Below are 24,213 nucleotides of genomic sequence, written 5' to 3'. Positions count from 1 at the left end.
ACTCCCCCGAGGAGGCTGTCCCTGTGACCGCCCGCAAGCCGTCCCGCAAAGCGCCCGCTCCCGCCCCCGCCACGAGCACCCCGGAGGCCACGCCCGGCGCGTCCGCGTCCGCCGCCGCGTCCGCCGCCGCCGAGCACGCCGACGCCGCAGGCCCGGCGACCGGAACCCTCGCACCGCTGGAGGCGAGCGCCCCGCCACCGGAGCCGGTCACCACACCGATGCCGACGCCGGACGCGACCCCGGCCCCGGCCGCCGCGCCCACGGCCGCGCCGGCCTCCGCGCCCGCCTCCGCTTCCGCCTCCGCTTCCGCTCCCAAGCGGGCGAAGCGCGCGGCGGCCCCGCCCCGGCCCCGGCGGGCGGGCGGCGGTCAGGGGGTCCGCCCGGCGCGTCCCCTGGACGACGGGGACCGGGCCCGGCTGCTGGCGGGCGAGCACCACGCCCCGCACGATCTGCTCGGCGCGCACCAGATCCGCGGTGGGGTGGCCTTCCGGGTGCTGCGGCCCTACGCACGGACGGTCACCGTGCTGGCGAAGGGGCTCAGGGCCCAGCTGCACGACGACGGCGACGGCTTCTTCTCCGGGCTCCTGCCGATGCCGGCAGTCCCCGAGTACCAGCTCCTGGTCGGCTACGCGGACAACGAGATCGAGATCCACGACCCGTACCGCTTCCTGCCCGCGCTCGGCGATCTCGATCTGCATCTCATCGGCGAGGGCAGGCACGAGGAGCTGTGGACCGCGCTGGGCGCCCGGACGATGGAGCACCAGGGCGTCGCCGGTACCCGGTTCACCGTCTGGGCCCCCAACGCACGCGGGGTCCGCGTCTCGGGTGACTTCAACTACTGGGACGGCACCGGCTTCCCGATGCGCTCGCTCGGCTCGACCGGGGTGTGGGAGCTGTTCCTGCCCGCGATCGGGGAGGGCGCGCTGTACAAGTTCGACATCTGCCGCCCGGACGGTACGCACACGCTGCGCGCCGACCCGATGGCCCGCCATGCCGAGGTTCCGCCCGCCAACGCCTCGGTCGTGACGGCCGCGCACCACGTCTGGCAGGACCAGGAGTGGATGGCCCGTCGCGGGGACGTCCCGGTGCACGAGGCGCCGCTGTCCGTCTACGAGGTGCACCTGCCGTCCTGGCGCCCCGGACTCACCTACCGTCAGCTGGCGGAGCAACTCCCCGCGTACGTACGCGATCTGGGGTTCACGCACGTGGAGCTGATGCCGGTCTCCGAGCACCCCTTCGGCGGTTCCTGGGGCTATCAGGTGACCGGTTTCTACGCCCCGACCTCCCGGATGGGCTCGCCGGACGACTTCCGCTTCCTGGTCGACGCGCTGCACCGGGCCGGGATCGGCGTCATCGTCGACTGGGTGCCCGCGCACTTCCCGCGCGACGAGTGGGCGCTCGCGGAGTTCGACGGCCGGCCGCTCTACGAGCACTCGGACCCGCAGCGCGCCGCGCATCCGGACTGGGGCACGCTCGAATTCGACTACGGCCGCACCGAGGTGCGCAACTTCCTGGTCTCCAACGCCACTTACTGGTGCGAGGAGTTCCACATCGACGGGCTGCGGGTGGACGCCGTCGCCTCGATGCTCTACCTCGACTACTCGCGCGAGGAGGGCGAGTGGTCCCCGAACGAGCACGGTGGCCGGGAGAACCTGGACGCGGTCGCCTTCCTCCAGGAGATGAACGCGACGGTCTACCGGCGCAGCCCCGGCGTCGTCACCATCGCGGAGGAGTCCACCGCCTGGGACGGTGTCACCCGCGCCACGCACCACGTCGGTCCGGGCGGTTTCGGCGGGCTCGGCTTCGGGCTGAAGTGGAACATGGGCTGGATGCACGACTCGCTGGAGTACGTGTCGAAGGAGCCGGTGCACCGCAAGTACCACCACAACGAGATGACCTTCTCGATGGTGTACGCGTACAGCGAGAACTACGTGCTGCCGATCTCGCACGACGAGGTCGTGCACGGCAAGCGGTCCCTGGTCAGCAAGATGCCCGGCGACTGGTGGCAGCAGCGCGCCAACCACCGCGCCTACCTCGGCTTCATGTGGGCCCACCCCGGGAAGAAGCTGCTCTTCATGGGCCAGGAGTTCGCCCAGGGGGCGGAGTGGTCGGAGGGCCACGGCCCGGACTGGTGGCTGCTCGATCCGTCGTACGCGGCGGAGAGCGACCACCGGGGTGTGCGGACCCTGGTCAGCGATCTGAACACGGTGTACGGGGCGACGCCCTCGCTCTGGCAGCGCGACACGGTCCCGGAGGGGTTCGCCTGGGTGGAGGGGCACGCCGCGGAGGACAACGTGTTCGCGTTCGTCCGGTACGACGAGGCCGGATCACCGCTGATCGCCGTCTCCCACTTCTCCCCGGTGGTGCGGCACGACTACCGGATCGGGGTGCCGGACGGACCGGCGGCCTGGGTGGAGGTGCTGAACACGGACGCGGCGCGGTACGGGGGCGGCGACGTGTGCAACGAGGAGCCGCTGAAGCCGGAGGCCGTACCGTTCCACGGCCGGGAGGCCAGCGTGACCCTGACGCTCCCGCCGCTCGCGACGGTGTGGCTGCGGCCGGCCTGACAGCACGGCGGCGGCCCCGGGTCGGTTCCCGGGGCCGCCGCCGACTGCTTCCCGTGCGGGTCCGGCGTCAGTACACCGTGTCCCGCTGGTCGGGTACGAGGCTGCCGTCGCCGCGCCGCACCGGGCCGAAGCCACCGCCGGGCTCGGTGTAGGCGGCGGTCGCGCAGGGGTAGGGCGTGGTCCTGCGGGGCAGCGGTTCGATGAACATGGGGTTCACGACCCAGCGGCCGTCCGCGTTGTCGTAGGCACGGCACATCACCTCGTTCTTGTTGCGGTTGAGCACGAGGTGCGCGCCGGTGGCGTCACCGACGAACGTCACGTCGGTGTCGGCGTCCCCGCCGCCGACGGTGATCCGCCGGTCCGGGGCCTGCTTGTGCCAGGCGGCCCGGCCCTTGATCCCGTAGATCTCCTGGTTGATCCAGCAGCGCTTGCCGTCGATGTACGGGATGGCCTCGCCCTCGGTGACGCCCGTCCCGCCGCAGCCCTCGTTCCTGGTCGTGATGCGGCCCTCGCGGTCGAGTACGGAGCGGATCGCGACGGTGTGCGCGCGGTCGATCCCGATGCCGCGCGACCAGACCTCGGTGACCGGCTCGGAGCCCGCCGAGACGATCCAGACGTCGAACCCGGCCTTCTGGAGCGTACGGACGAGGTCGCGCTGCTGGTCGTAGTAGCGGACGTAGGCCTGGAGGACGTGGGTGCCGACGGTGCGGGTCGCGCCGACGGGCGCGGCGAGGGCCTCCGTGCGGGCGGCCGCCGTGTACGCGCGCAGTTCGGGGACGGTGTGTCCGGCGAAGAGCTGGGGCACCCAGGCGTACTGCGGAACGGTGCGCCGGTGGTTCCACTTCCCCGCGAAGGCGGCCTCGCCGCTCATCGTGGTGCCGTCCTCACGGATCTGGAGGATCTCGTCGGCGCAGCGGGCGTTGGTGGAGGTGGGCAGTGGCGCTCCCACCCGGACCTCCGTGCCGCAGGCCTCGGTGAGGGCCTTCTCCGCGGTGTCGGTCAGCCACTTGCTGGTGTCCTTCCAGCGGGCGGGCCGCAGGATCTTGTCGTGCCGCAGGGACCAGCTGATGGTGGCGTCGGTGACGTCGTTCTTGGTGATGGTGTTGTCCCAGTCGAACGCCGCGACCGGGCGCGGGCCGCCCCTGCCGTGGCAGCTGCCGCGCTCGTCGATCACGCGTTGCAGCCGGGCGCGGTTGTCGCCGTACCAGGGGAGTCCGTCGGAGAGTTGGGGGCAGCGGGCCGTCGGCGGCGCGGACGCGCGACCGGCCGGGGAGGCTGCCACGGGTCCGGCCGCGGCGGCGACCGCGAGTGCGGCGGTCACCGCCGAGGTCCACGCGAGAACAAGTCGGGTGCGCATGCGAGTGGACCGTACATCAATGTTTCCGCGGTGTAGAGGGGGCACGCTCCGCTGCGGGGAAGCGAACTGACGGGCACTCACCCCTTGGCCCCCACGGTGTCCGGCCGCCCGTGGCGGGATTCTCAGACCGCCGCCGGGAGCACCTCTTCGAGCTCCTGGAGCAGCCGCCGCTTCGGCCGGGCGCCGACCATCGACTTCACGGGCTCGCCCGAGCGGAACACCATCAGGGTCGGCATCGACAGCACCGCGTACCGGGAGGTGATCCCGGGGTTCCGGTCGACGTCGATCTGGACGATCTTGATGCGGTCGCCCTCCTCTGCCGCGATCGCCCCCAGCACCGGGGCGAGCTGGCGGCAGGGTCCGCACCAGTCGGCGGTGAATTCGACGAGGACGGGGAGCGAGGCGCCCAGTACCTCCGCGTCGAACGTCCCGTCGGTGACCTCGGCCACGCCTTCCACCTGGATCATGTGTCGTCCTCCCAGTTCAGTTCGCATCGTGGTTCGGGGCCGCCGGGCAGTTCTGCGGACGCCTCCAGCTCGGCGCGGGCCAGCTGGGCGCCCACCTCCGCGCGGACAGAGCGCAGCTGGTCGATGAGCGTGTCCAGCTCGCCGAGCTTGCGCCGGTAGACGGCCAGCGACGCCGGGCAGGAGTCACCGGCCGGATGACCGGCCCGCAGGCAGTCGACGAAGGGCCGGGTCTCCTCCAGGTCGAACCCGAAGTCCTGAAGGGTCCGGATCTGCTGGAGCAGCCGCAGATCGGCCTCGTCGTAGGTGCGGTACCCGTTCTCCGCCCGCCGCGTGGGCAGCAGCCCGCGCGACTCGTAGTAGCGCAGCGTCCGCGTCGTCGTTCCGGCCCGCTCGGCCAGCTCCCCGATTCGCATGTCCCGACGGTAATCCTTGACGTCGGCGTCAAGGCAAGGGCGGCGGTGCGAGGACGGCGGGAGGACGGACGCACGCCGGGCCGGTACGGAAGCTCCGTACCGGCCCGGCGTGCATGGGGGGTTCCTACGCCTTGGCGAGCGAGGGCTGTTCCTCGCCGCCGTCCCTGGCCTCGGGGACGTGCGGCTCCGCGGGGCCCTCGTCCGAGAGCATCGTCTCGTCGAACGGCAGCGCCCCGGAGAGGACCTGGTCGACCTTCTCCCGGTCGATCTCCTTGGTCCAGGTGCCGACCAGGACGGTGGCGACCGCGTTGCCCGCGAAGTTCGTCAGGGCGCGGGCCTCGCTCATGAAACGGTCGATGCCGACGATCAGGCCGACGCCGTCCACCAGCTCGGGGCGGTGCGACTGGAGGCCGCCCGCGAGGGTGGCGAGCCCGGCGCCGGTGACGCCCGCGGCGCCCTTGGAGGCGATCACCATGAAGACCAGCAGCGAGATCTGCTCGCTGATGCTCAGCGGGTCGCCCGTCGCGTTGGCGATGAAGAGCGAGGACATCGTGAGGTAGATCGCGGTGCCGTCGAGGTTGAAGGAGTAGCCGGTCGGCACGGTGATGCCGACGACGGGCTTGCTGACGCCCAGGTGCTCCATCTTCGCGATCAGCCGGGGCAGGGCCGATTCGGACGAGGAGGTGGAGAGGATGAGCAGGAACTCCCGGCCGAGGTACTTCAGCAGGGAGAAGATGTTGAGCCCGGCCACCAGGCGCAGGATCGCGCCCAGGATCAGGAACACGAAGAGCCCGCAGGTGATGTAGAAGCCGATCATGATGACGGCGAGGGACTTCAGCGCGTCCACGCCGGTCTCCCCGACCACGGCCGCCATGGCGCCGAACGCACCGACCGGGGCCAGCCACATGATCATGGCGAGGATCCGGAAGACCAGGCGCTGGAGGTGGCCGATGCCGCGCAGGACGGGCTCACCGGCCGATCCCAGTGCCTGCAGCGCGAAGCCAGCGAGCAGGGCGATGAGCAGGGTCTGCAGGACCTCGCCCGAGGTGAAGGACGACACCATCGTGTCGGGGATGATGCCGAGCAGGAAGTCCGCGGTGGACTCGCTGTCCCCCGCCTGCGCCTCGCCCGCGGCGCGGGTCGCCTCGGTGATGTGGAGGCTGGAGCCGGGCTCCAGGATGTTGCCGACGACCAGGCCGATGGCCAGCGCGACGGTCGACATCACCAGGAAGTAGCCGAGGGCCAGACCGCCGACGGCGCCGACCTTGGCGGCCTTGCGTACCGAGCCGACGCCCAGCACGATCGTGCAGAAGATGATCGGCGAGATCATCATCTTGATCAGATTGACGAAGCCGGTTCCGATCGGCTTGAGCTCGACGGCGGCATCCGGGGCGACAAGACCCACCAGGATGCCGAGCCCCACCGCCACGATCACGGCGAGATACAGATACTTCGTACGGTCCCGTTTGGCGGCGGCCACTGCCACGAGGGTCTCCTCGGCTCATCTTTGTCCCTCCCCCGTCCCTGGGGGCCCCGGCGACTATTCCGCGCCCTGTGATGCCGGTCACCCTTACGTGCATTTCGTTCACAAGAGGGGCCGGCCATTGGGGGGTGGAAGAAGGAGCGGGGCTGGGTGCGTGCAGCTGCAAGGCGGAGGATTGAGGCAACGCGGAGCGTTGTTGATTGACGACAACGCCGCAGATGTGCGTACCCAGCCCCGCGACGCCGCCCCCCAATGGCCGGCCCCTCTTAGGTTTTCGGCCAGGCAGACTGTGGCTCATGCGTCTTCCCCGTACCCGTCCACACAGCCTGGCCGGTCAGCTTTTCGCCATGCAGGTGGTGCTGGTGGCGGCCGTGGTGGCGGGGTGCGCCTTCTTCGCGTACGCCTCGGGCAGCGCGCAGGCCCGCGAGACCGCGACCAGGCAGGCGCGGGCGGTGGCGCTCTCTGTGGCCGATTCGCCTTCCGTACGGGAGGCCATCCGCACCCCGGACCCCTCTGCCGTGCTCCAGCCGTACGCGGAAGCGGCCCGCCGGGACACCGGGATCGCCTTCGTCACGATCATGGATCCGCACCGGGTCCGCTGGACGCACCCGGACACCGGCCAGATCGGGGCGACCTTCCTCGGGCACACCGCGCGGGCGCTGCGCGGGGAGACGTTCTCCGAGACGTACACCGGCACGCTCGGCCCCTCCATCCGGGTCGTCACACCGGTGAGGGACGGTGGCCGGATCGTCGGCCTGGTCAGCGCGGGCATCACGGTCGAACGGGTCTCCACCCAGGTACGGGCGCAGCTGCGCGCGCTGGGCCTCGCGGCGGGTGCGGCGCTGGCGCTCGGCGGCGTCGGCACCTACGTGATCAACGCCCGGCTGCGCCGGCACACCCACGGGATGAACGCCGCCGAGCTGAGCCGGCTGCACGACTACCACGAGGCCACGCTGCACGCGGTGCGCGAGGGGCTGCTGATGCTCGACGGGCAGCGCAGGATCGCCCTGATCAACGACGCGGGCCGGGAGCTGCTGGGGCTCGCCCCGGGGACGGTCGGGCGCCGGGTCGCCGAACTCGATCTGCCGGCGCCGCTGACCGGGGCGCTGCTCGCCTCGGAGGAGCGGGTCGACGAGGTGCATCTGACGGCGGACCGGGTGATCGTGGTCAACACCCGTCCGGTGGTGGGCGGCGAGCGGCGCGGCACCGTCATCACCCTGCGCGATCACACCGAACTCCAGGCGCTCTCCGGTGAGCTGGACTCGGAGCGGGGCTTCACGCAGGCGCTGCGCTCGCAGGCCCACGAGGCGGCGAACCGGCTGCACACGGTGGTGTCGCTGATCGAGCTGGACCGGGCCCAGGAGGCGGTCGGCTTCGCCACGGCGGAGCTGGAGCTGGCGCAGGCCCTGACCGACCGCGTCGTCGGCGCGGTGGCCGAACCGGTGCTGGCGGCCCTGCTGCTGGGCAAGGCGGCGCAGGCGAACGAGCGGGGCGTGGAGCTGGTGCTGGCGGACGACAGCCTGATCGACGACGGGGCGCTGCCCGCGTCGCTGCCGCAGCGCGATCTGGTGACCGTCCTGGGCAACCTGATCGACAACGCGGTGGACGCGGCGTCAGAGGCGGCGGCCGGCCCGCCGGACACCGTCCCCGCCGACGGCGCCGTCCCCGGCCAGCGCACCTCGTCCCCGCACCGCCCGGTCCGCGCCCGGGTCACCGTCACGGCACTCGCCGGGGACGGCGAACTCCTGCTGCGGGTAGCGGACAACGGGGCCGGCGTCGATCCGGCCGACGCCGCGGAGGTGTTCCGGCGCGGCTGGTCGACGCACGGCGCCGGCCGGGGGATCGGCCTGGCGCTCGTCCAGCAGGCCGCGCACCGCAACGGCGGCTCGGTCACACTGGAGCGGGGGCCCGACGGCGGCGCGGAGTTCACCGTACGGCTGCCGCTGCGCGACGGCAGCGGCGCGAGAAGGAGCAGGGCCACATGAACCCCGTGATCAGGGTGCTGGTCGTCGAGGACGACCCGGTCGCCGCCGACGCCCACCAGCTGTACGTCGACCGGGTGCCGGGGTTCGCGGTGGCCGCGGTCGCGCACTCGCGCGCGGAGGCGGTGCGCGCGCTGGAGCGCACGCCGGTCGATCTGCTGCTCCTGGATCTCTACCTGCCGGACGGGCACGGTCTGCACCTGCTGCGTTCGCTGCGGGCCGCCGGGCACACGGCCGACGTGATCGCCGTGACCTCGGCCCGCGACCTGGCCGTGGTCCGGGAAGGGGTGTCGCTCGGTGTCGTCCAGTACGTGCTGAAGCCGTTCACCTTCGCCACCCTGCGCGACCGGCTGGTCCGCTACGCGGAGTTCCGGGCGGCGGCCGGCGAGGCGAGCGGACAGGACGAGGTCGACCGCGCGCTCGCCTCGCTGCGCTCCCCGCAGCCCGCCCGGCTGCCGAAGGGGCTGAGCGGCCCGACGCTGGAGGCGGTGACCCGCGCGCTGCGCTCGGCCCCGGACGGGGTGACGGCCGCCGCCGCGGCGGCGGAGCTGGGGATCTCCCGCATCACCGCGCGCCGCTACCTGGAACACCTGGTGACCGCGGGGCGTGCGGTGCGCAGTCCGCAGTACGGACAGATCGGGCGCCCCGAACTGCACTACCGATGGGTGGCGGAGGCCCGCTGAACGGACTGCGGGGCGGCCCCGTAGACCCTTCACCGCGCCTAGGAGATTCCTACGAGCCGTGGCCTCGGTGGAACACACCGTAGTCAGACCGCCTCCGAACTCTTACGGTAGGGCCGTGCACCCCACCCCGCCTTTCAACGCCCCCGCCGCGCGCAGACTGCGCGAGGCCCTGGGAATGGCTCCCGGTCATGTCGCCTACGGCCTCGGCGCCCAGTACGGACTGCGGATCACCGCCGAGACCGTAGCCGCCTGGGAGCGTGGGCTCGCCCTGCCCAGCGAGTACGAACTCACCGCGCTCGCGGGCGTGTTGTGGTGCGCTCCCGGTGAACTCCTGACCGCCGCCCGGACCCTGCGCGAGCACCGGGTCGCCCGGCAGCTGTCGCCTGACGAGCTGGCGGGCCTGGTGGGGCTGGCCACGTCCGCGTATCTGCGCATGGAGGAGTCCGGGCGGTGGCGGGGCAACGAGCGCCAGTCCGCGGCGCTCACCGAGGCGCTGGGGCTGACGGCCGCGGACTTCGTGACGGCGACCGGCCGGGACGAGGAGCTGGCCGAGCTGCTGCGCAGCGCCGTCACGACGCGCTGGCAGGCGTATGTGAAGCCGGTCGCCAAGGTGGTGCCGGTGGACCGGCGGCTGCTCCAGGGCGTCCTGGAACAGCTGCACTCCGAGTACCAGGCGCTGATGGTGTCCACGCTGAGCTGGAGCAGTACCGGCACCGAACGGGAGGGCGCGACGGGCGACGCCGGCCGGGCGTTCCTGGCGCAGATCGTGGTGCGGTTCTGGCGGACGGCGGAGAAGTGACCGGCCACCCGGCCCGCCGCCGGCCCACGCGAAGGGGCCCGGTCCGCCTCACCTGATCGGCGGTGCGGTCCGGGCCCCGGCAACGCTCTCTCCGGCCGCCGGGTCAGAAGACCGACTCGGCCTCCCGCATCCGGTCCAGCGGAACGTGCTTCAGCTGGGTCACCGCGTCGGCGAGCGGCACCATCTCGATGTCGTTGCCGCGCAGCGCCGTCATCCGGCCGAAGTCGCCCCGGTGGGCGGCCTCCACCGCGTGCCAGCCGAAGCGGGTGGCGAGCACCCGGTCGTAGGCGGTCGGCGTGCCGCCGCGCTGGACGTGGCCGAGGATGACCGGGCGGGCCTCCTTGCCGAGGCGGGTCTCCAGCTCGACGGCGAGGCGGTTGCCGATGCCCTGGAAGCGCTCGTGGCCGAACTGGTCGATCGCGCCCTTGGCGTACGGCATCGAGCCCTCGGCCGGGTGCGCGCCCTCCGCGACACAGATGACGGCGAACTTCTTGCCCCGGGCGAAGCGCTCCTCGACCATCTTGACCAGGTCCTCGACCTGGAACTTCCGCTCGGGCAGGCAGATGCCGTGGGCCCCGCCGGCCATTCCGGACTCCAGCGCGATCCAGCCCGCGTGGCGGCCCATCACCTCGACGACCATGACGCGCTGGTGGGACTCCGCGGTGGTCTTCAGACGGTCTATGGCCTCGGTCGCGACGCCCACGGCGGTGTCGAAGCCGAAGGTGCGGTCGGTCGCCGAGATGTCGTTGTCGATGGTCTTCGGTACGCCGACGACGGGCATACCGGCGTCCGAGAGCATCCGGGCGGCCGTGAGGGTGCCCTCGCCGCCGATCGGGATCAGCGCGTCCATGCCGTAACGGCGGCTCAGCTCGGCGCAGTTCTCGGCCGCCTCGCGGAGCCGGTCGCGCTCCAGCCGGGCGGAGCCGAGGATGGTGCCGCCGCGGGCGAGGATGCCGCTGACCGCGTTGAGGTCGAGGGGGCGGAAGTGGCCGTCCAGGAGCCCCTTGAACCCGTCCTCGAATCCGATGACCTCGTCGCCGTGACCCACCACGGCACGGTGCACGACCGAGCGGATCACTGCGTTCAGGCCTGGGCAGTCTCCGCCTGCGGTGAGAACTCCGATGCGCATCGTGCTATATCTCCTGCTCGCTAGGGCCTGTCCGGCGGCAACTGCGGAATCCCCCGTACCGTGAGCCACGGTGATTGTCCCATGCCTGGTACGTACCCCGCGCTCCCGGCTGCTCCGGGGCCGCGGAGCGGGGCTTTCGCCCGGCGGGCGGCTCCTCGGCCCCCGCAGGTATCGTCAAACAGGCGATATCACCCATACCTGCCAGTCAAGGACGGGAGAGCACGCGTGACGCGCAGCGTGTACGTGACCGGGATCGACCGGGGAGACGGCCGCCAGGTCGTCGATCTGGGAGTCATGGAGCTCCTGACGCGTCAGGTGGACCGGGTCGGGGTGTTCCGCCCGCTGGTACACGACGACCCCGACCGGCTGTTCGAGCTGCTGCGGGCCCGCTACCGGCTCTCCCAGGACCCGGGGACGGTCTACGGCCTCGACTACCACGAGGCGTCCGCGATCCAGGCGGAGCAGGGTACCGACGAACTCGTCTCCCGGCTCGTCGACCGCTTCCACCGGGTCGCCCAGAAGTACGAGGTGGTCCTCGTGCTCGGCACCGACTTCGCGGCCACCCAGCTCCCCGACGAGCTGGCCCTCAACGCCCGTCTCGCCAACGAGTTCGGCGCCTCGGTCGTCGCGGTGGTCGGCGGCCAGGACCAGAACGCGGAGTCCGTGCGGGCCGAGACCCGTAACGCCTACCGCGCGTACGCCGGTCTGGGCTGCGACGTGGTCGCGATGGTGGTGAACCGGGTGGCCTCCGAGGACCGCGAGGTCATCGCGGAGCGGCTCGCGGCCATCCTGCCCGTCCCCTGTTCCGTACTGCCCGACGATCCGGCCCTGTCGGCGCCGACGGTCGCCCAGATCACCGCGGCGCTGGGCGGGACGGTGCTGCTGGGCGACGATTCGGGGCTGGCCAGGGACGCGCTGGGCTTCGTGTTCGGCGGCGCGATGCTCCCTAATCTGCTGAACGCGCTGACCCCGGGCTGCGTGGTGGTGACGCCCGGGGACCGGGCGGACCTGGTGGTCGGCTCGCTGGCCGCGCACAGCGCCGGGACCCCGCCCATCGCGGGCATCGTGCTGACGCTGAACGAGCGCCCCGGCGAGGAGATACTCACGCTGGCCGCGCGGCTCGCACCGGGCACCCCGGTCGTCGCGGTGGCCGACGGTTCCTTCCCCACCGCCGAGAAGCTCTTCGCCCTGGAGGGCAAGCTGAACGCGGCGACGCCGCGCAAGGCCGAGACGGCGCTGGGCCTCTTCGAGCGCCACGTCGACACCGGGGCGCTCCTCGACCGGATCTCGGTCGCCCGCAGCGGCCGGGTCACGCCGATGATGTTCGAGCACGAGCTGCTGGAGCAGGCCCGCGCCGACCGGCGTCGGGTGGTCCTGCCGGAGGGCCCGGAGGAACGGGTGCTGCGCGCCGCCGACGTACTGCTGCGGCGCGACGTCTGCGACCTCACCCTCCTCGGTGACCCCGGCACCATCCGCAAGAGGGCCGCCGACCTCGGCATCGACCTGGCCGGCACCCAGCTCGTCGACCCGCAGACCTCCGAGCTGCGCCAGGGCTTCGCGGAGCGATACGCGCAGCTGCGCGCCCACCGGGGGGTGACGGTCGAGCTCGCGTACGACGTCGTCTCCGACGTCAACTACTTCGGGACCCTGATGGTCCAGGAGGGGCTCGCGGACGGCATGGTCTCCGGGGCGGTGCACTCCACGGCGGCGACGATCCGCCCGGCCTTCGAGATCATCAGAACGAAGGGGGCCGAGCGAAGCTCGTCGGGCAGGGTGGCGGCGGGCGCTGGGGGGACAAAACCGGACGCGTCGATCGTGTCCTCGGTCTTCTTCATGTGCCTCGCGGACAAGGTCCTGGTGTACGGCGACTGCGCGGTCAACCCGGACCCGGACGCGGAGCAGCTCGCGGACATCGCCGTGCAGTCCGCGGTGACCGCGGCCCGCTTCGGCGTGGAGCCCCGGATCGCGATGCTCTCGTACTCGACGGGGACCTCGGGCACGGGCGCCGACGTCGACAAGGTCCGCGAGGCGACGGAGCGGGTGCGCGCGAGCCACCCGGAGCTGATGATCGAGGGCCCGATCCAGTACGACGCGGCGGTGGAGCCGAGCGTCGCCGCGACGAAGCTGCCGGGCTCCGAGGTGGCGGGCCAGGCCACCGTTCTGATCTTCCCGGACCTGAACACCGGCAACAACACCTACAAGGCCGTGCAGCGCTCGGCGGGAGCGGTGGCCGTCGGCCCGGTCCTCCAGGGGCTGCGCAAGCCCGTCAACGACCTGTCCCGGGGCGCGCTGGTGCAGGACATCGTCAACACCGTGGCGATCACGGCGATCCAGGCACAGGGCGAGGAGCGACCCGCATGACCACCACAGAAGGTGCCGCCGCAGTCGAGGGGGCGAGCCGGGTGCTCGTCCTCAACTCCGGCTCCTCCTCCGTGAAGTACCAGCTCCTGGACATGCGCGACCACTCCCGGCTGGCGTCCGGGCTGGTCGAGCGGATCGGCGAGGAGACGTCCCGGCTGGTGCACACCCCGCTGACCGGCGGCGGTGGCGAGAGCCGCGAACGCCTGGGCCGGATCCCCGACCACGACGCGGCGCTCAGGGCGGCCGCGGAGGAGCTGGCCGCCGACGGGCTCGGCCTGGACTCCCCCGAGCTGGCGGCGATCGGCCACCGGGTGGTGCACGGCGGGCTGCGGTTCACCGAGCCGACCGTGATCACCGACGAGGTGCTGGAGGAGATCGAGCGCCTGGTCCCGGTGGCGCCGCTGCACAACCCGGCGAACATCACCGGCATCCGCACCGCGCAGGCGCTGCGCCCCGACCTGCCGCAGGTGGCGGTCTTCGACACCGCGTTCCACACCACGATGCCGGAGTACGCGGCCCGGTACGCCATCGACGTCGAGACGGCCGACGCGCACCGGATCCGGCGCTACGGATTCCACGGCACCTCGCACGCGTACGTCTCGCGCAAGGCGGCCGAGCTGCTGGGCAGGACACCGGAGGAGGTCAACGTCATCGTGCTGCACCTGGGCAACGGGGCGTCGGCCTCCGCGGTCGCGGGCGGCCGGTGCGTGGAGACGTCGATGGGACTGACCCCCTTGGAGGGGCTGGTGATGGGTACCCGATCGGGAGACATCGATCCGGCCGTCACCTTCCATCTCAAGCGGGTGGCGGGAAAGTCGGCGGACGAGATCGACGTCCTGCTCAACAAGAAGAGCGGTCTGGTCGGCCTCTGCGGCGACAACGACATGCGGGAGATCCGGCGCCGGGTCGACGAGGGCGACGAACGTGCCGCCCTCGCCTTCGACATCTACGTCCACCGGCTGAAGAAGTACATCGGCGCCTATTCGGCGGTCCTCGGCCGGGTGGACGCCGTGGTGTTCACGGCGGGGGTCGGCGAGAACTCCGCTCCCGTACGGGAGGCTGCGATCGCCGGTCTGGAGGAGCTCGGCCTGGTGGTGGACGCGGATCTCAACGCCGTACGGTCCGGCGCACCCCGGCTGATCTCGCCGGATTACGCGCGGGTCGCGGTCGCCGTGGTGCCGACGGACGAGGAGCTGGAGATCGCCGGCCAGACCTACGCACTGGTCGACAACTGAGCACCCCCGCGCCCTTTTGTATCTTCCACCAGCCGGAATATTCCGCCGCGAAACAAACCGATAGGATCCGCCTCATGCGCCGTTCCAAAATCGTCTGCACCCTCGGCCCCGCCGTCGACTCCCATGAGCAGCTCGTCGCTCTGATCGAGGCCGGCATGAGCGTGGCCCGATTCAACTTCAGTCACGGTTCCCACGCGGAGCACCAGGGTCGTTACGACCGGGTCCGCAAGGCCGCCGCCGAGACCGGCCGGGCGGTCGGCGTACTCGCCGACCTCCAGGGCCCGAAGATCCGCCTGGCGAAGTTCGCCGAGGGCCCTGTCGAACTGGTCCGCGGGGACGAGTTCGTCATCACCGCGGAGGACGTCCCCGGGGACAAGTCGATCTGCGGGACGACCTACAAGGGCCTGCCCGGAGACGTCGCCAAGGGCGACCCGATCCTGATCAACGACGGCAACGTCGAGCTGAAGGTCGTCTCCGTGGACGGCCCCCGGGTCCACACCATCGTCATCGAGGGCGGGGTGATCTCCGACCACAAGGGGATCAACCTGCCGGGTGCGGCGGTCAACGTCCCGGCCCTGTCCGAGAAGGACATCGACGACCTCCGCTTCGCCCTGAAGATGGGCTGCGACCTGGTCGCCCTCTCCTTCGTGCGCGACGCCGGTGACGTCAAGGACGTCCACAAGATCATGGACGAGGAGGGCCGCCGGGTCCCCGTCATCGCCAAGGTCGAGAAGCCGCAGGCCGTCGAGAACATGGAGGGCGTCGTCGCGGCGTTCGACGGTGTGATGGTCGCCCGTGGCGACCTCGCGGTCGAGTACCCGCTGGAGAAGGTCCCGATGGTGCAGAAGCGCCTGGTGGAGCTCTGCCGCCGGAACGCCAAGCCGGTGATCGTCGCGACCCAGATGATGGAGTCGATGATCACCAACTCCCGTCCGACCCGCGCCGAGGCGTCCGACGTCGCGAACGCGATCCTGGACGGCGCGGACGCGGTCATGCTCTCCGCGGAGTCCTCGGTCGGCGCGTACCCGATCGAGACGGTCAAGACGATGTCGAAGATCGTCGTCGCGGCCGAGGAGGAGCTGCTCTCCAAGGGCCTCCAGCCCCTGGTGCCGGGCAAGAAGCCGCGTACCCAGGGCGGTTCTGTGGCCCGTGCGGCCTGCGAGATCGCGGACTTCCTGAACGGTGAGGCGCTGGTCGCCTTCACCAAGTCCGGCGACACCGCCCGCCGCCTCTCCCGCTACCGCGCGGCCCAGCCCATCCTGGCCTTCACCACGGACGAGTCCACCCGCAACCAGCTGGCCCTCAGCTGGGGCGTGGAGGCCCACGTGGTCCCGCACGTGGACACCACGGACGCGATGGTGGACCTGGTCGACGCGGAGCTGCTGAAGCTGGACCGCTACAGCAACGGCGACACCATGGTCATCACGGCCGGCTCGCCCCCCGGCGTCCCCGGCACGACCAACATGGTGCGCGTGCACCACGTGGGCGGCCAGGGCCGCGACTGACGGCCTCCGCCGCAGACATGACTGTGGGCCGCATCCCCGAAAAGGGGGTGCGGCCCACAGCCGTTGTGCGGCTCACGAATGGGTCAGGGGTGCGTCAGCTGCCCCGGGTGAAGTAGTTGTGCAGGCCCGGCACCGTCAGCGTCCCGCCGAACTGGCCGGCCTGGGTCACCTTCACCTTGGTGAAGAAGGCGAACGGCACGTTGATCGGCGGCGGCGTCTCGGGGCTGAACGTGATCGGGATGAGGCCGAAGAGGTTGCCCTTCAGCTCCTCCGTGTACATCGTCACCTCGCCGTCGCGGATGGTGGAGGTGGAACCCTTGCGCGACGTCACATGGCCGGTGGCGCCCGACTGCGGGCCGACCGTGAGCTGGTGGAGGTCCTTGATGTCGATGGAGGAGGCGGTGAACTTCAGCACCTTCTTCGTGGAGCCGTCGCCCTTCTGCACCTCCACGATGCCCTTGTAGTCGAGTCCGCTCAGGGTGAGCAGCGAACTCTCCAGGATCCACGGGTCGTTCGGGAGGCGGGGGATGCCCTGCTCCAGATCGGCGTCGGCCAGTGCCTTCGGGTCGGCGGTCGGGCACGGGAAGGAGGGCTTGGCGCCGTCCGGGATGTCCTCGTCCTTCTTGGGGTCGAGTCCCTTGACGTCCTTGCCCAGCTCCTTGACCGGCTTGCCGGCCTTGGCCGCCGCCTCGCGGATGGCGTCGGCGGTCTTGTCGGCCGTGTCCTTCGCCGCGTCCGTGACCTCCTTGACGGGCTTGTCGGCCGGCTTGTCCGCCGTCTTGCCGGAGGCCTTGTCCGAGGACTTCTCGTCCGTGGTGCTCGTGGAAGGCTTCGGGGACGCGGTGGTGGCGCTCGGGGAGGGGTCCGGCGTCTTCTTGTCCGGTCCGTCGAAGAGGTCCTTGAGCGCGTCTCCGAGGCCCAGCGGGTCGAGCGGGTTCTTCGACTTGGTGGGCGAGGGGGTCGCGCTCGGCGTCTCGGCCGGGGTTTCGCCGGCCTTCTTCGCGGAGTCGGTCTCCGTGTCGCCCGAGGCGCTCGCGGACGGGGTGGCGGAGGGCTTCGGAGTGGCCCCGTCGCTCTTGTCCGGTGTGGCCTTGCCGCTCACCGAGGCGGACGGGGACGGCTTCTTGGTCTCCGATGCGGAGGGCGAGGGCGACTCGCTCGGCTCGTCGGAGCGGGTCACACAGGGGCCGGGCGCGTAGGGGATGTCCGCGCTGTCGTCGGCCATCGCCAGCTTGGGGGTGAGCCCCATCCCGACGAAGACAGCCGTCGGCATCGCTGCGAGCGCGAACGCCTTCTTACCGGAGGGCATGTGCAGCTTCGTCAGAAGCGACTTCCTGGGGGCGGCGTGCCGGGGCCCCCTGTGTTCCTGGAGCCCGCTCTCGTCCGAGCGGTTCATCTGCTTGTCGTCACCCCGCACGATGCCTCCCGCCCTCGGCCTCGGCCGTCGTGTCGTACGGGGCCTGCCGCTCGGGGACGCCGGCCCCGTGGAGCGCGCCCTCGGGAAGCGGCTCGCCCTTCGCGAACGAGAGGGTGTCCGGGGCCTCCTCGGCGGGAGCGGCCGCGGCCGGCGCGGGCTCTTCCGCCGCCGGCGCCTCGCCCGGGGCCCACGACACGGAGAGCGCGCCGCCGATCAGGGCGAAGATGAAGCCGATCACGAAGCCGCCGATGTTGGCGACGGGTATGGAGATGAGGGCCAGCAGAATCGCCGCGACACCGGCGAACACACGGACGACGCTGTGGAACCACATCGTCAGGCCCAGTGTGACGAGCAGGACACCGATGATCAGCGAACCGGCGCCGGCCGTGGTGGACATCGCCAGCGTCACGTTGCCGAGGTGCATGTTCGCGTACGGGAAGTACATGATGGGCACGCCGCCCAGCATGGTGAACAGTCCGGCCCAGAACGGCCGGTCACCCCGCCAGGTGCGGAAGCCTCGCCGGGCGACGGAGAGGTAGTGCTCGTTCTGCCCTTGGGATTCGGGGCTCATGGAAAACAGCTCCCTGGGAACCGGTACTGCTGTGAGAAGGAGAAGGGTGGACGGTCGGGGACCCGCTGTGCGCCCCCGACCGCCCGGGCTAGTGCCCTAGTAGCACTCGTTGACGCCCTTGGACAACGCCAGATGCAGACCCGGCAGCTTGAACGTTCCTGCCGTAGTGGCCCACGCCTGCTGCTTCACGCCCGTCAGCTTGGCGGTCTCGGCCCGCTGCGCGAACCCGTTCGGGTTGACGTACTTCCCGGCCTTGGGCTGGACGCCCGGGTTCGCCAGATCGCCCGTGCGCACACCGATGTCGATGTTTCCGAACTCGGCGTCAGCGTTGAGATCCGAGACGTCGAGGTAAAGACCCGTGGCGTCGACCAGCTTGCCATTGGTCTTGGCCGGGTCACCGGCTGTCAGCCGCAGTGTCACGCTGCCCAGCCCGAACGGCAGGTTGGGGGTGACGACCGACTGGCACATCTTGCTGATGGTGGCGTGGCTGAACCCGGAGACGGCCACGGCGTGCGCCTTGCCCTCCTTCGTGGGGTCGGCGCCGTCCTCCGTCGCGATGGAGCCGTACTGGACGAAGTTCTCGCCATTCAGCTCGGCGGCCGAGACCTTGAACTGCTGCCCCGACACGCTGAACGACGCGGCGAGCGCACCCTGCGCCAGGCCGACACCCACCGCGGCGGTGGCTACGACACTCGGCACCATGACGACGGCGAAACGCTTCCATCTCGTGCCACCGCGAACCTGGGAACTCATACTTTTCCTCCTTCTCGGACGTACATCTCCGGCCTGGCATCCTGCCCGGCCCGGGATGGAGAAGTGCTACGTCCCCGGAAAGGAGAGCGCCCGCGAACGGGGACGTGAACCGCGCCCGAAACACCGGCGATCACCCCCGAGCGACAACCACTGGCCACGCCTGAGCGCAACCTCTTCGGACAGGCCCTGCCGTTCGGCAGGAACCCCCCTGTCCGGAACCGGCGCCACTGCCGCCGGCCCACCCGGTGGGGACCCAACAGAGCCGCCGCACCGACTGGCAGCCGGACTGGCGTTATTGGACCGAGCGTGGCCGATCGTGGTCCATTCGCGGCCGTGACACAAGGGGGTTCGTTACTCACTGGTAACGGCGCGATAACCCGGTCACGACGGGGCGGCACCGGTCAGCCACACAGGGTTGCCCCGGACCGGCAGACGAACTACGCCATTGGCGCCCGAAGTCGGACAGAACCTGGTGAGTGATTTACTCGCAGTAACAGCGGGTGCGGTTATCAAGATTTGGTAAAGTTCGGGCTTCTCTTATCGCCCTGACGCGAAAACGGCCGCGACTCCGGGGAGGAGTCGCGGCCGTGTTGTCAGATCAGAACAAGACGCGCGCGAGAGCGGTGCGCGCGGCGCCGACCCGGGGGTCGTCCGGGCCGATCACCTCGAACAGCTCCAGCAGCCGCACCCGCACCCGGTCCCGGTCGTCACCGAAAGTCCGGCGGACCGTCTCGACGAGACGGCCGAACGCGTCCTCGACATGACCGCCCACCAGATCCAGGTCGGCCGCGGCGAGCTGGGCCGGCACATCGGCCGGATTCTCGGCGGCGTCCTTGCGGACCTGCTGCGGGTCCGTCTTCTGGACCCGGGCCAGGAGTTCGGCCTGGGCGAGGCCGAGCTTGGCCTCGCTGTTGGCCGGCTCGTCGGAGAGGACGTTCTTGTACGCCTGGACGGCACCGGCGAAGTCATTGGCGTCCAGCGCCTGCGCGGCCGCCTCCAGCAGGGCGTCGTACGGCCCGGCGGGCGCCGGTGCGGGCTCCTGTCCGGCAGCGCCCGGAGCCGCCGCGTCCCGGTCGACCACGATGCCGGTGAGCCCGAAGCGCTCCTCGCCGACCTGGATCAGCTGGTCCAGGGTCTCCCTGATCTGGGCCTCGGGGGCCGCGCCCTGGAAGAGCGGCAGGGCCTGCCCGGCGACGACGGCGAAGACCGCCGGGATGCCCTGGATCCCGAACTGCTGCATCAGCATCTGGTTGGCGTCGACATCGACCTTGGCCAGCACGAAGCGGCCGTTGTACTCCTGGGCCAGCCGCTCCAGGAGCGGGCCCAGCTGCTTGCACGGCTCACACCACTCGGCCCAGAAGTCGATGACGACGGGGACTTCGGCGGAGCGCTGCAGTACGTCGCTCTCGAAGCCCGCCTCATCGACGTCGAACACAAGAGAGGAAGCGGGTACGGCGGCGGGGCCACCCTGCCGGGCGGACTCGGCTCGGGCCTGCTCCGCCTTCACCTTGGCCTCACCGGCCGCCTTCACCGCGGCGAGGTCGACGACGCCGCTCATGGACATGTTCCTAGGCTGCATACGTACATCCTCCCCCCTTGGCACACCGATCCGGAAAGCGATACGTGAACCGCGCCCGTCCGCGACCCCCGCCGGTGTGCGAGGTGTACGGACAGACACGGTCCCGGGGCCCCTGAAAGACCCGGTTCGGCACCCGGTCCCCACCCGGTGCCTGTGGCTGTCGATCGTCCGTCGCGCGACGACGGCACAGCCGTCGTCCTTACGCTACGACCCGTAGCGTAACTGGCCATGCCCCCTGCTGAACAGGACCACCCGGTGATCTGTCTCACGGCCGACGGGGCCGGTCGAATTTAGCTACTGGCGGGTATGGTCGCGTCATGCTCAGCCGCAGCCACCCCAAACCCGCACGAACGGGACGTCCGCGCAATGCCGCGACCGATGAGGCGATCCTGGAGGCGACCAGAGCCTCGCTGGTCGACCTCGGCTGGTCGAAGCTGACGATGGGCGATGTGGCGACGCGGGCCGGGGTCGCCAAGACGACGCTGTACCGGCGCTGGGCGGGCAAGAACGAACTCGTCGTGGACGCGGTCGCGGTCCTCTTCGACGAGCTGGAACTCCCCGATCTGGGCAGCCTGTCCGCCGATGTGCAGGCGGTGGTGCTCCAGTTCGCCGCGCTGCTGGAACGGCCGGAGACCCAGACGGCGCTGATGGCGGTGGTCGCGGAGTCGACCCGGGACGAGGCGCTGCGGACCCGGATCCGCGACTCGATCGTGAACCGGCAGAAGCGCCTCGTCCTGCAGGGCCGCCGACGGGCCCAGGACCGGGGCGAGCTGCCGGTCGAGCCGGACGAGGCCACGGCGGCCCTGACGGCGGATCTGATCTTCGATGTGATCGCCGGCGCGGTGGTGCACCGGGCGCTGGTGAGCGCCGAGCCCGTCGATACCGACTGGGCCCGGCGCTTCACGCTGCTGCTGCTCGCGGGGCTGGGCGCGGCCGCCGCGGGGTAGCGGTACCCGCTACTGCTGCCAGGCGCAGCTGCCCAGCGTGGCCTTGCCGGCGGAGACCAGCCGGTCCGCCCGCTTCGGCGCCATCAGCTTGGTGCGGTCGCTGTGGCAGACGACGGTGCGGTCTCCCTGGCCGGCCAGGTCCACCAGGATCTGGTCCCAGTGGCGGTACTGGACGTCATGGCCGGAGTCGGCGTAGGTACGGACGACCGGGGTGACCGGCAGTGCCTTGCGCCAGGTGGCCAGGGCGGCGGCCGTCGGCACGGTGGTGTCCTTGTCGCCGCCGTACAGGTAGACGGGCGCCTTCAGCTTCGACAGGTCGGGCCCGGGACGCTGGCAGTAGAGCTTCTGCTCGTGCACCTGCGGCGCCGGATCGGACTTCTGGCCGCGCTGGTTGTACGTGCGGGCGCCCTCCTCGTACGCGGTGTCGGCGAAGCCCGGGATGGACTTGACGGCGCTGTCATCGGGGAACGCCCACCAGGAGCGCGGGTCGGCTATCGAGTCCTTGACCGCGTCGGCCAGCGCGTCGTCGCTCAGACCGCAGTACGCGGCCTTCTCACCGTACGGCGGGAGCGCGGCGGCCAGGTGGAGGGCCTTGATCCGGCCGGGGGCGCGGGCGGCGAGCTCCGCGGCGTACGGGCCGCCGCCGGAGATCGCGATCACCGAGACCTTCTTGACGCCGATCCGGTCCAGGACCTCCAGGGCGTCCTTCGCGAAGTCGGCCTTGCCGAGCGAGGGGTCGTACTCGGTGTCACCGAAGCCGTTGCGCTCCACGGAGATCAGCCGGAGGCCGAACGACTCCCGGGTGGAGCGGAAGAAGTCGGTCATGTGCGCGGCGCGCGCGCTGGTGCCGGTGCCGCCGATGTAGAGGACCGGGGTGCCGCCCCTGCGCCCTTCGTCGATGTAGTGCGCGGTCCGGCCGCTGGAGAGCTTCGCGGCCTGCACATCCGGGCCGAGCGAGTCGAAGGTGTCCTGCACCCTCGGCTTCGGTGCCGGTGCGGCGCTGACCGCCGTCGAGCCGCTGACCAGCAGCGTCCCGAGTACGGCGAGTGCGGCGCCCGCGGCCGCTGTGATTCTCCCGGACAGTCTCACGGTGTTGCCTCCAGAGGGGTACGAGTATCGCGGCTGCGCCTACCCGGCCCCCTGGAGGTGACACCTGTAACTGCCAACTACCTGTCAGAAGCCGGGCGGCTCCGTGTAGGTGCCCCACTCCTCGCGCAGCACCCCGCAGATCTCACCGAGGGTCGCCTCCGCCCGTGCGGCGTCGAGCATCGGGGCGATCATGTTGGAGCCGTCGCGGGCGGCGGCCAGCATCGCGTCCAGCGCGGCGCCCACCCGGGCGTCGTCGCGGCCGCTCTTGCGCCCGGCGAGCTCGCTGACCTGGTCGCGCTCGACCTCGTGGCTGACCCGCAGGATCTCCAGGTCGCCGGTGACCGAGCCGTGGGCGACGTTGACGCCGACGACGCGCTTGTCGCCCTTCTCCAGCGACTGCTGGTAGCGGAAGGCGGATTCGGCGATCTCGCCGGTGAACCAGCCGTCCTCGATGCCGCGCAGGATGCCGGACGTCATCGGGCCGATCGGGTGCTGCCCGTCCGGGTGGGCCCGGGTGCCGCGCTCCCTGATCTGCTCGAAGATCTTCTCGGCGTCCGCCTCGATCCGGTCGGTGAGCTGCTCCACGTACCAGGAACCGCCCAGCGGGTCGGCCACGTTGGCGACGCCGGTCTCCTCCATCAGCACCTGCTGGGTGCGCAGGGCGATCTCCGCGGCCTGCTCCGAGGGGAGCGCGAGGGTCTCGTCGAGGGCGTTGGTGTGCAGGGAGTTGGTGCCGCCGAGGACCGCGGAGAGCGCCTCCACGGCGGTGCGCACCACGTTGTTGTAGGGCTGCTGGGCGGTGAGCGAGACGCCGGCGGTCTGGGTGTGGAAGCGGAGCCACTGCGCCTTGTCGGTCTTCGCGCCGTACGTCTCCTTCATCCAGCGGGCCCAGATCCGGCGGGCGGCGCGGAACTTGGCGATCTCCTCGAAGAAGTCGAGGTGCGCGTCGAAGAAGAAGGAGAGGCCGGGGGCGAAGGTGTCGACGTCCAGCCCGCGGGAGAGGCCCAGCTCCACGTATCCGAAGCCGTCGGCCAGGGTGTACGCCAGCTCCTGCGCGGCCGTGGCTCCGGCCTCGCGGATGTGGTAGCCGGAGACGGAGAGCGGCTTGTACGCGGGGATGTCGCGGGCGCAGTGCTCCATCAGGTCACCGATGAGACGCAGATGGGGCTCGGGCTGGAAGAGCCACTCCTTCTGCGCGATGTACTCCTTGAAGATGTCCGTCTGGAGCGTGCCGTTGAGCACGGCCGGGTCGATGCCCTGGCGCTCGGCGGCGACCAGGTACATGCAGAAGACGGGCACGGCGGGGCCGCTGATCGTCATCGACGTCGTGACGTCACCGAGCGGGATGTCCTTGAAGAGGACCTCCATGTCGGCGGCGGAGTCGATGGCCACCCCGCAGTGGCCGACCTCGCCGAGCGCGCGGGGGTCGTCCGAGTCGCGCCCCATCAGCGTCGGCATGTCGAAGGCGACGCTGAGGCCGCCGCCGCCCGCGGCCAGGATCATCTTGTAGCGCTCGTTGGTCTGCTCGGCGTTGCCGAAGCCGGCGAACTGGCGGATCGTCCAGGTGCGGCCCCGGTAGCCGGTCGGGTAGAGCCCGCGGGTGAAGGGGTACTCACCGGGCCAGCCGATCCGCTCGAAGCCCTCGTACGCGTCCCCCGGGCGGGGGCCGTAGGCGGGCTCGACCGGATCCCCGGAGAGCGTGGTGAAGTCCGCGTCACGCTTGCGGGCCTTGTCGTAACGGGCCTGCCAGCGTTGGCGGCCTTCCTCGATCGCGTCAGCGTCCATGCGTACAAATTTACTAGGACGTCCTAGTAAATGTCGATGGCAAACCGCCCGGCGCTTTGCGCGGGGCGGTTCGGACCAGCCTTCGGACGCG

19 protein-coding genes are annotated in these 24,213 nt (G+C 71.1%); 8 read left to right on the top strand and 11 right to left on the bottom strand.

Going from position 1 to position 24,213, the window contains the following annotated elements:
• Positions 1–23: 23 nt before the first annotated feature.
• Positions 24–2,567, top strand: coding sequence for a 1,4-alpha-glucan branching enzyme (gene glgB, locus ACFVQ0_RS13700; protein WP_390087487.1), 2,544 nt, complete (start codon positions 24–26; stop codon positions 2,565–2,567).
• A 67-nt stretch (positions 2,568–2,634) separates the two neighbouring features.
• Here glgB and ACFVQ0_RS13695 read toward each other — a convergent pair whose 3' ends face one another.
• From ACFVQ0_RS13695 to ACFVQ0_RS13680, 4 genes are all read right to left on the bottom strand, one after another.
• Complete coding sequence (locus ACFVQ0_RS13695; RefSeq protein ID WP_390087485.1) at positions 2,635–3,924, bottom strand: haloacid dehalogenase-like hydrolase; 1,290 nt, start codon at positions 3,922–3,924, stop codon at positions 2,635–2,637.
• Positions 3,925–4,046: 122 nt separating this feature from the next.
• Positions 4,047–4,391, bottom strand: coding sequence for a thioredoxin (gene trxA / locus ACFVQ0_RS13690; RefSeq protein WP_390087483.1), 345 nt, complete (start codon positions 4,389–4,391; stop codon positions 4,047–4,049).
• Positions 4,388–4,804, bottom strand: coding sequence for a MerR family transcriptional regulator (locus tag ACFVQ0_RS13685; RefSeq protein WP_390087481.1), 417 nt, complete (start codon positions 4,802–4,804; stop codon positions 4,388–4,390). Before ACFVQ0_RS13685 ends, trxA begins: the two co-directional genes overlap by 4 nt.
• A gap of 124 nt (positions 4,805–4,928) precedes the next feature.
• Positions 4,929–6,290 carry a cation:dicarboxylate symporter family transporter gene (locus ACFVQ0_RS13680; RefSeq protein WP_311303132.1) on the bottom strand — a complete coding sequence of 454 codons (1,362 nt, stop codon included), beginning with the start codon at positions 6,288–6,290 and terminating at the stop codon, positions 4,929–4,931.
• A 293-nt stretch (positions 6,291–6,583) separates the two neighbouring features.
• Between ACFVQ0_RS13680 and ACFVQ0_RS13675 the strand changes: the two genes are divergently transcribed.
• The 3 genes from ACFVQ0_RS13675 (at position 6,584) to ACFVQ0_RS13665 (ending at position 9,751) form a co-directional block, all read left to right on the top strand.
• The gene (locus ACFVQ0_RS13675; protein ID WP_390087479.1) at positions 6,584–8,272 is read left to right on the top strand and encodes an ATP-binding protein; all 1,689 of its coding nucleotides are present in this window, start codon (positions 6,584–6,586) and stop codon (positions 8,270–8,272) included.
• Positions 8,273–8,277: 5 nt separating this feature from the next.
• A complete protein-coding gene (locus ACFVQ0_RS13670) occupies positions 8,278–8,952 on the top strand; it encodes a response regulator (RefSeq protein ID WP_390087818.1) in 675 nt (224 codons plus the stop codon).
• A 175-nt stretch (positions 8,953–9,127) separates the two neighbouring features.
• A complete protein-coding gene (locus tag ACFVQ0_RS13665; RefSeq protein ID WP_390087816.1) occupies positions 9,128–9,751 on the top strand; it encodes an XRE family transcriptional regulator in 624 nt (207 codons plus the stop codon).
• A 103-nt stretch (positions 9,752–9,854) separates the two neighbouring features.
• Here ACFVQ0_RS13665 and ACFVQ0_RS13660 read toward each other — a convergent pair whose 3' ends face one another.
• On the bottom strand, positions 9,855–10,880 hold the full coding sequence (locus ACFVQ0_RS13660) for an ATP-dependent 6-phosphofructokinase (RefSeq protein WP_390087477.1): 1,026 nt from the start codon (positions 10,878–10,880) through the stop codon (positions 9,855–9,857).
• Positions 10,881–11,105: 225 nt separating this feature from the next.
• Between ACFVQ0_RS13660 and pta the strand changes: the two genes are divergently transcribed.
• The 3 genes from pta to pyk all read left to right on the top strand — a co-directional run bounded on the left by pta (position 11,106) and on the right by pyk (position 15,981).
• Positions 11,106–13,241, top strand: a complete 2,136-nt coding sequence (pta, locus tag ACFVQ0_RS13655; protein WP_390087475.1) for a phosphate acetyltransferase — start codon at positions 11,106–11,108, stop codon at positions 13,239–13,241.
• A complete protein-coding gene (locus ACFVQ0_RS13650; RefSeq protein ID WP_390087473.1) occupies positions 13,238–14,476 on the top strand; it encodes an acetate kinase in 1,239 nt (412 codons plus the stop codon). Before pta ends, ACFVQ0_RS13650 begins: the two co-directional genes overlap by 4 nt.
• Positions 14,477–14,550: 74 nt before the next feature.
• On the top strand, positions 14,551–15,981 hold the full coding sequence (gene pyk, locus ACFVQ0_RS13645; RefSeq protein WP_390087471.1) for a pyruvate kinase: 1,431 nt from the start codon (positions 14,551–14,553) through the stop codon (positions 15,979–15,981).
• A gap of 94 nt (positions 15,982–16,075) precedes the next feature.
• Here pyk and ACFVQ0_RS13640 read toward each other — a convergent pair whose 3' ends face one another.
• The 4 genes from ACFVQ0_RS13640 to ACFVQ0_RS13625 form a co-directional block, all read right to left on the bottom strand.
• A complete protein-coding gene (locus tag ACFVQ0_RS13640) occupies positions 16,076–17,398 on the bottom strand; it encodes a hypothetical protein (RefSeq protein ID WP_390087469.1) in 1,323 nt (440 codons plus the stop codon).
• On the bottom strand, positions 17,388–17,969 hold the full coding sequence (locus tag ACFVQ0_RS13635; protein ID WP_311303141.1) for a DUF6114 domain-containing protein: 582 nt from the start codon (positions 17,967–17,969) through the stop codon (positions 17,388–17,390). Before ACFVQ0_RS13635 ends, ACFVQ0_RS13640 begins: the two co-directional genes overlap by 11 nt.
• A 96-nt stretch (positions 17,970–18,065) precedes the next feature.
• The gene (locus tag ACFVQ0_RS13630; RefSeq protein WP_390087467.1) at positions 18,066–18,722 is read right to left on the bottom strand and encodes a DUF6230 family protein; all 657 of its coding nucleotides are present in this window, start codon (positions 18,720–18,722) and stop codon (positions 18,066–18,068) included.
• A gap of 598 nt (positions 18,723–19,320) precedes the next feature.
• Entirely contained in the window at positions 19,321–20,301 is a 981-nt protein-coding gene (locus tag ACFVQ0_RS13625; RefSeq protein ID WP_390087465.1) for a tetratricopeptide repeat protein, read from the bottom strand.
• Positions 20,302–20,618: 317 nt separating this feature from the next.
• Here ACFVQ0_RS13625 and ACFVQ0_RS13620 point away from each other — a divergent pair, with 317 nt between their 5' ends.
• Complete coding sequence (locus ACFVQ0_RS13620) at positions 20,619–21,248, top strand: TetR/AcrR family transcriptional regulator (RefSeq protein WP_390087463.1); 630 nt, start codon at positions 20,619–20,621, stop codon at positions 21,246–21,248.
• A 9-nt stretch (positions 21,249–21,257) separates the two neighbouring features.
• Here the strand turns inward: ACFVQ0_RS13620 and ACFVQ0_RS13615 are convergent, their stop codons facing one another.
• Together ACFVQ0_RS13615 and ACFVQ0_RS13610 are read right to left on the bottom strand one after the other, a co-directional pair.
• Positions 21,258–22,337, bottom strand: a complete 1,080-nt coding sequence (locus tag ACFVQ0_RS13615) for an alpha/beta fold hydrolase (RefSeq protein ID WP_390087461.1) — start codon at positions 22,335–22,337, stop codon at positions 21,258–21,260.
• Between the two features lie 84 nt (positions 22,338–22,421).
• The gene (locus ACFVQ0_RS13610) at positions 22,422–24,122 is read right to left on the bottom strand and encodes a methylmalonyl-CoA mutase (RefSeq protein WP_390087459.1); all 1,701 of its coding nucleotides are present in this window, start codon (positions 24,120–24,122) and stop codon (positions 22,422–22,424) included.
• Between the last annotated feature and the right edge of the window lie 91 nt (positions 24,123–24,213).

Origin of the sequence: Streptomyces sp. NPDC057900 (assembly GCF_042887885.1) — a bacterium.
In the GTDB taxonomy this organism is placed as follows: domain Bacteria; phylum Actinomycetota; class Actinomycetes; order Streptomycetales; family Streptomycetaceae; genus Streptomyces.
Note: the sequence above shows the minus strand (reverse complement) of the source record. Positions and strands in the feature narration are given on the sequence as shown.

Bases quoted from the DNA above. Each gene is read 5' to 3' on its own strand.
- ACFVQ0_RS13635 (WP_311303141.1), bottom strand. From the start codon at position 17,969: ATGAGCCCCGAATCCCAAGGGCAGAACGAGCACTACCTCTCCGTCGCC.
- ACFVQ0_RS13620 (WP_390087463.1), top strand. From the start codon at position 20,619: ATGCTCAGCCGCAGCCACCCCAAACCCGCACGAACGGGACGTCCGCGC.
- ACFVQ0_RS13675 (WP_390087479.1), top strand. From the start codon at position 6,584: ATGCGTCTTCCCCGTACCCGTCCACACAGCCTGGCCGGTCAGCTTTTC.
- ACFVQ0_RS13665 (WP_390087816.1), top strand. From the start codon at position 9,128: ATGGCTCCCGGTCATGTCGCCTACGGCCTCGGCGCCCAGTACGGACTG.
- ACFVQ0_RS13630 (WP_390087467.1), bottom strand. From the start codon at position 18,722: ATGAGTTCCCAGGTTCGCGGTGGCACGAGATGGAAGCGTTTCGCCGTC.
- pyk (WP_390087471.1), top strand. From the start codon at position 14,551: ATGCGCCGTTCCAAAATCGTCTGCACCCTCGGCCCCGCCGTCGACTCC.
- ACFVQ0_RS13695 (WP_390087485.1), bottom strand. From the start codon at position 3,924: ATGCGCACCCGACTTGTTCTCGCGTGGACCTCGGCGGTGACCGCCGCA.
- ACFVQ0_RS13610 (WP_390087459.1), bottom strand. From the start codon at position 24,122: ATGGACGCTGACGCGATCGAGGAAGGCCGCCAACGCTGGCAGGCCCGT.
- trxA (WP_390087483.1), bottom strand. From the start codon at position 4,391: ATGATCCAGGTGGAAGGCGTGGCCGAGGTCACCGACGGGACGTTCGAC.
- ACFVQ0_RS13650 (WP_390087473.1), top strand. From the start codon at position 13,238: ATGACCACCACAGAAGGTGCCGCCGCAGTCGAGGGGGCGAGCCGGGTG.
- ACFVQ0_RS13685 (WP_390087481.1), bottom strand. From the start codon at position 4,804: ATGCGAATCGGGGAGCTGGCCGAGCGGGCCGGAACGACGACGCGGACG.
- ACFVQ0_RS13625 (WP_390087465.1), bottom strand. From the start codon at position 20,301: ATGCAGCCTAGGAACATGTCCATGAGCGGCGTCGTCGACCTCGCCGCG.
- ACFVQ0_RS13660 (WP_390087477.1), bottom strand. From the start codon at position 10,880: ATGCGCATCGGAGTTCTCACCGCAGGCGGAGACTGCCCAGGCCTGAAC.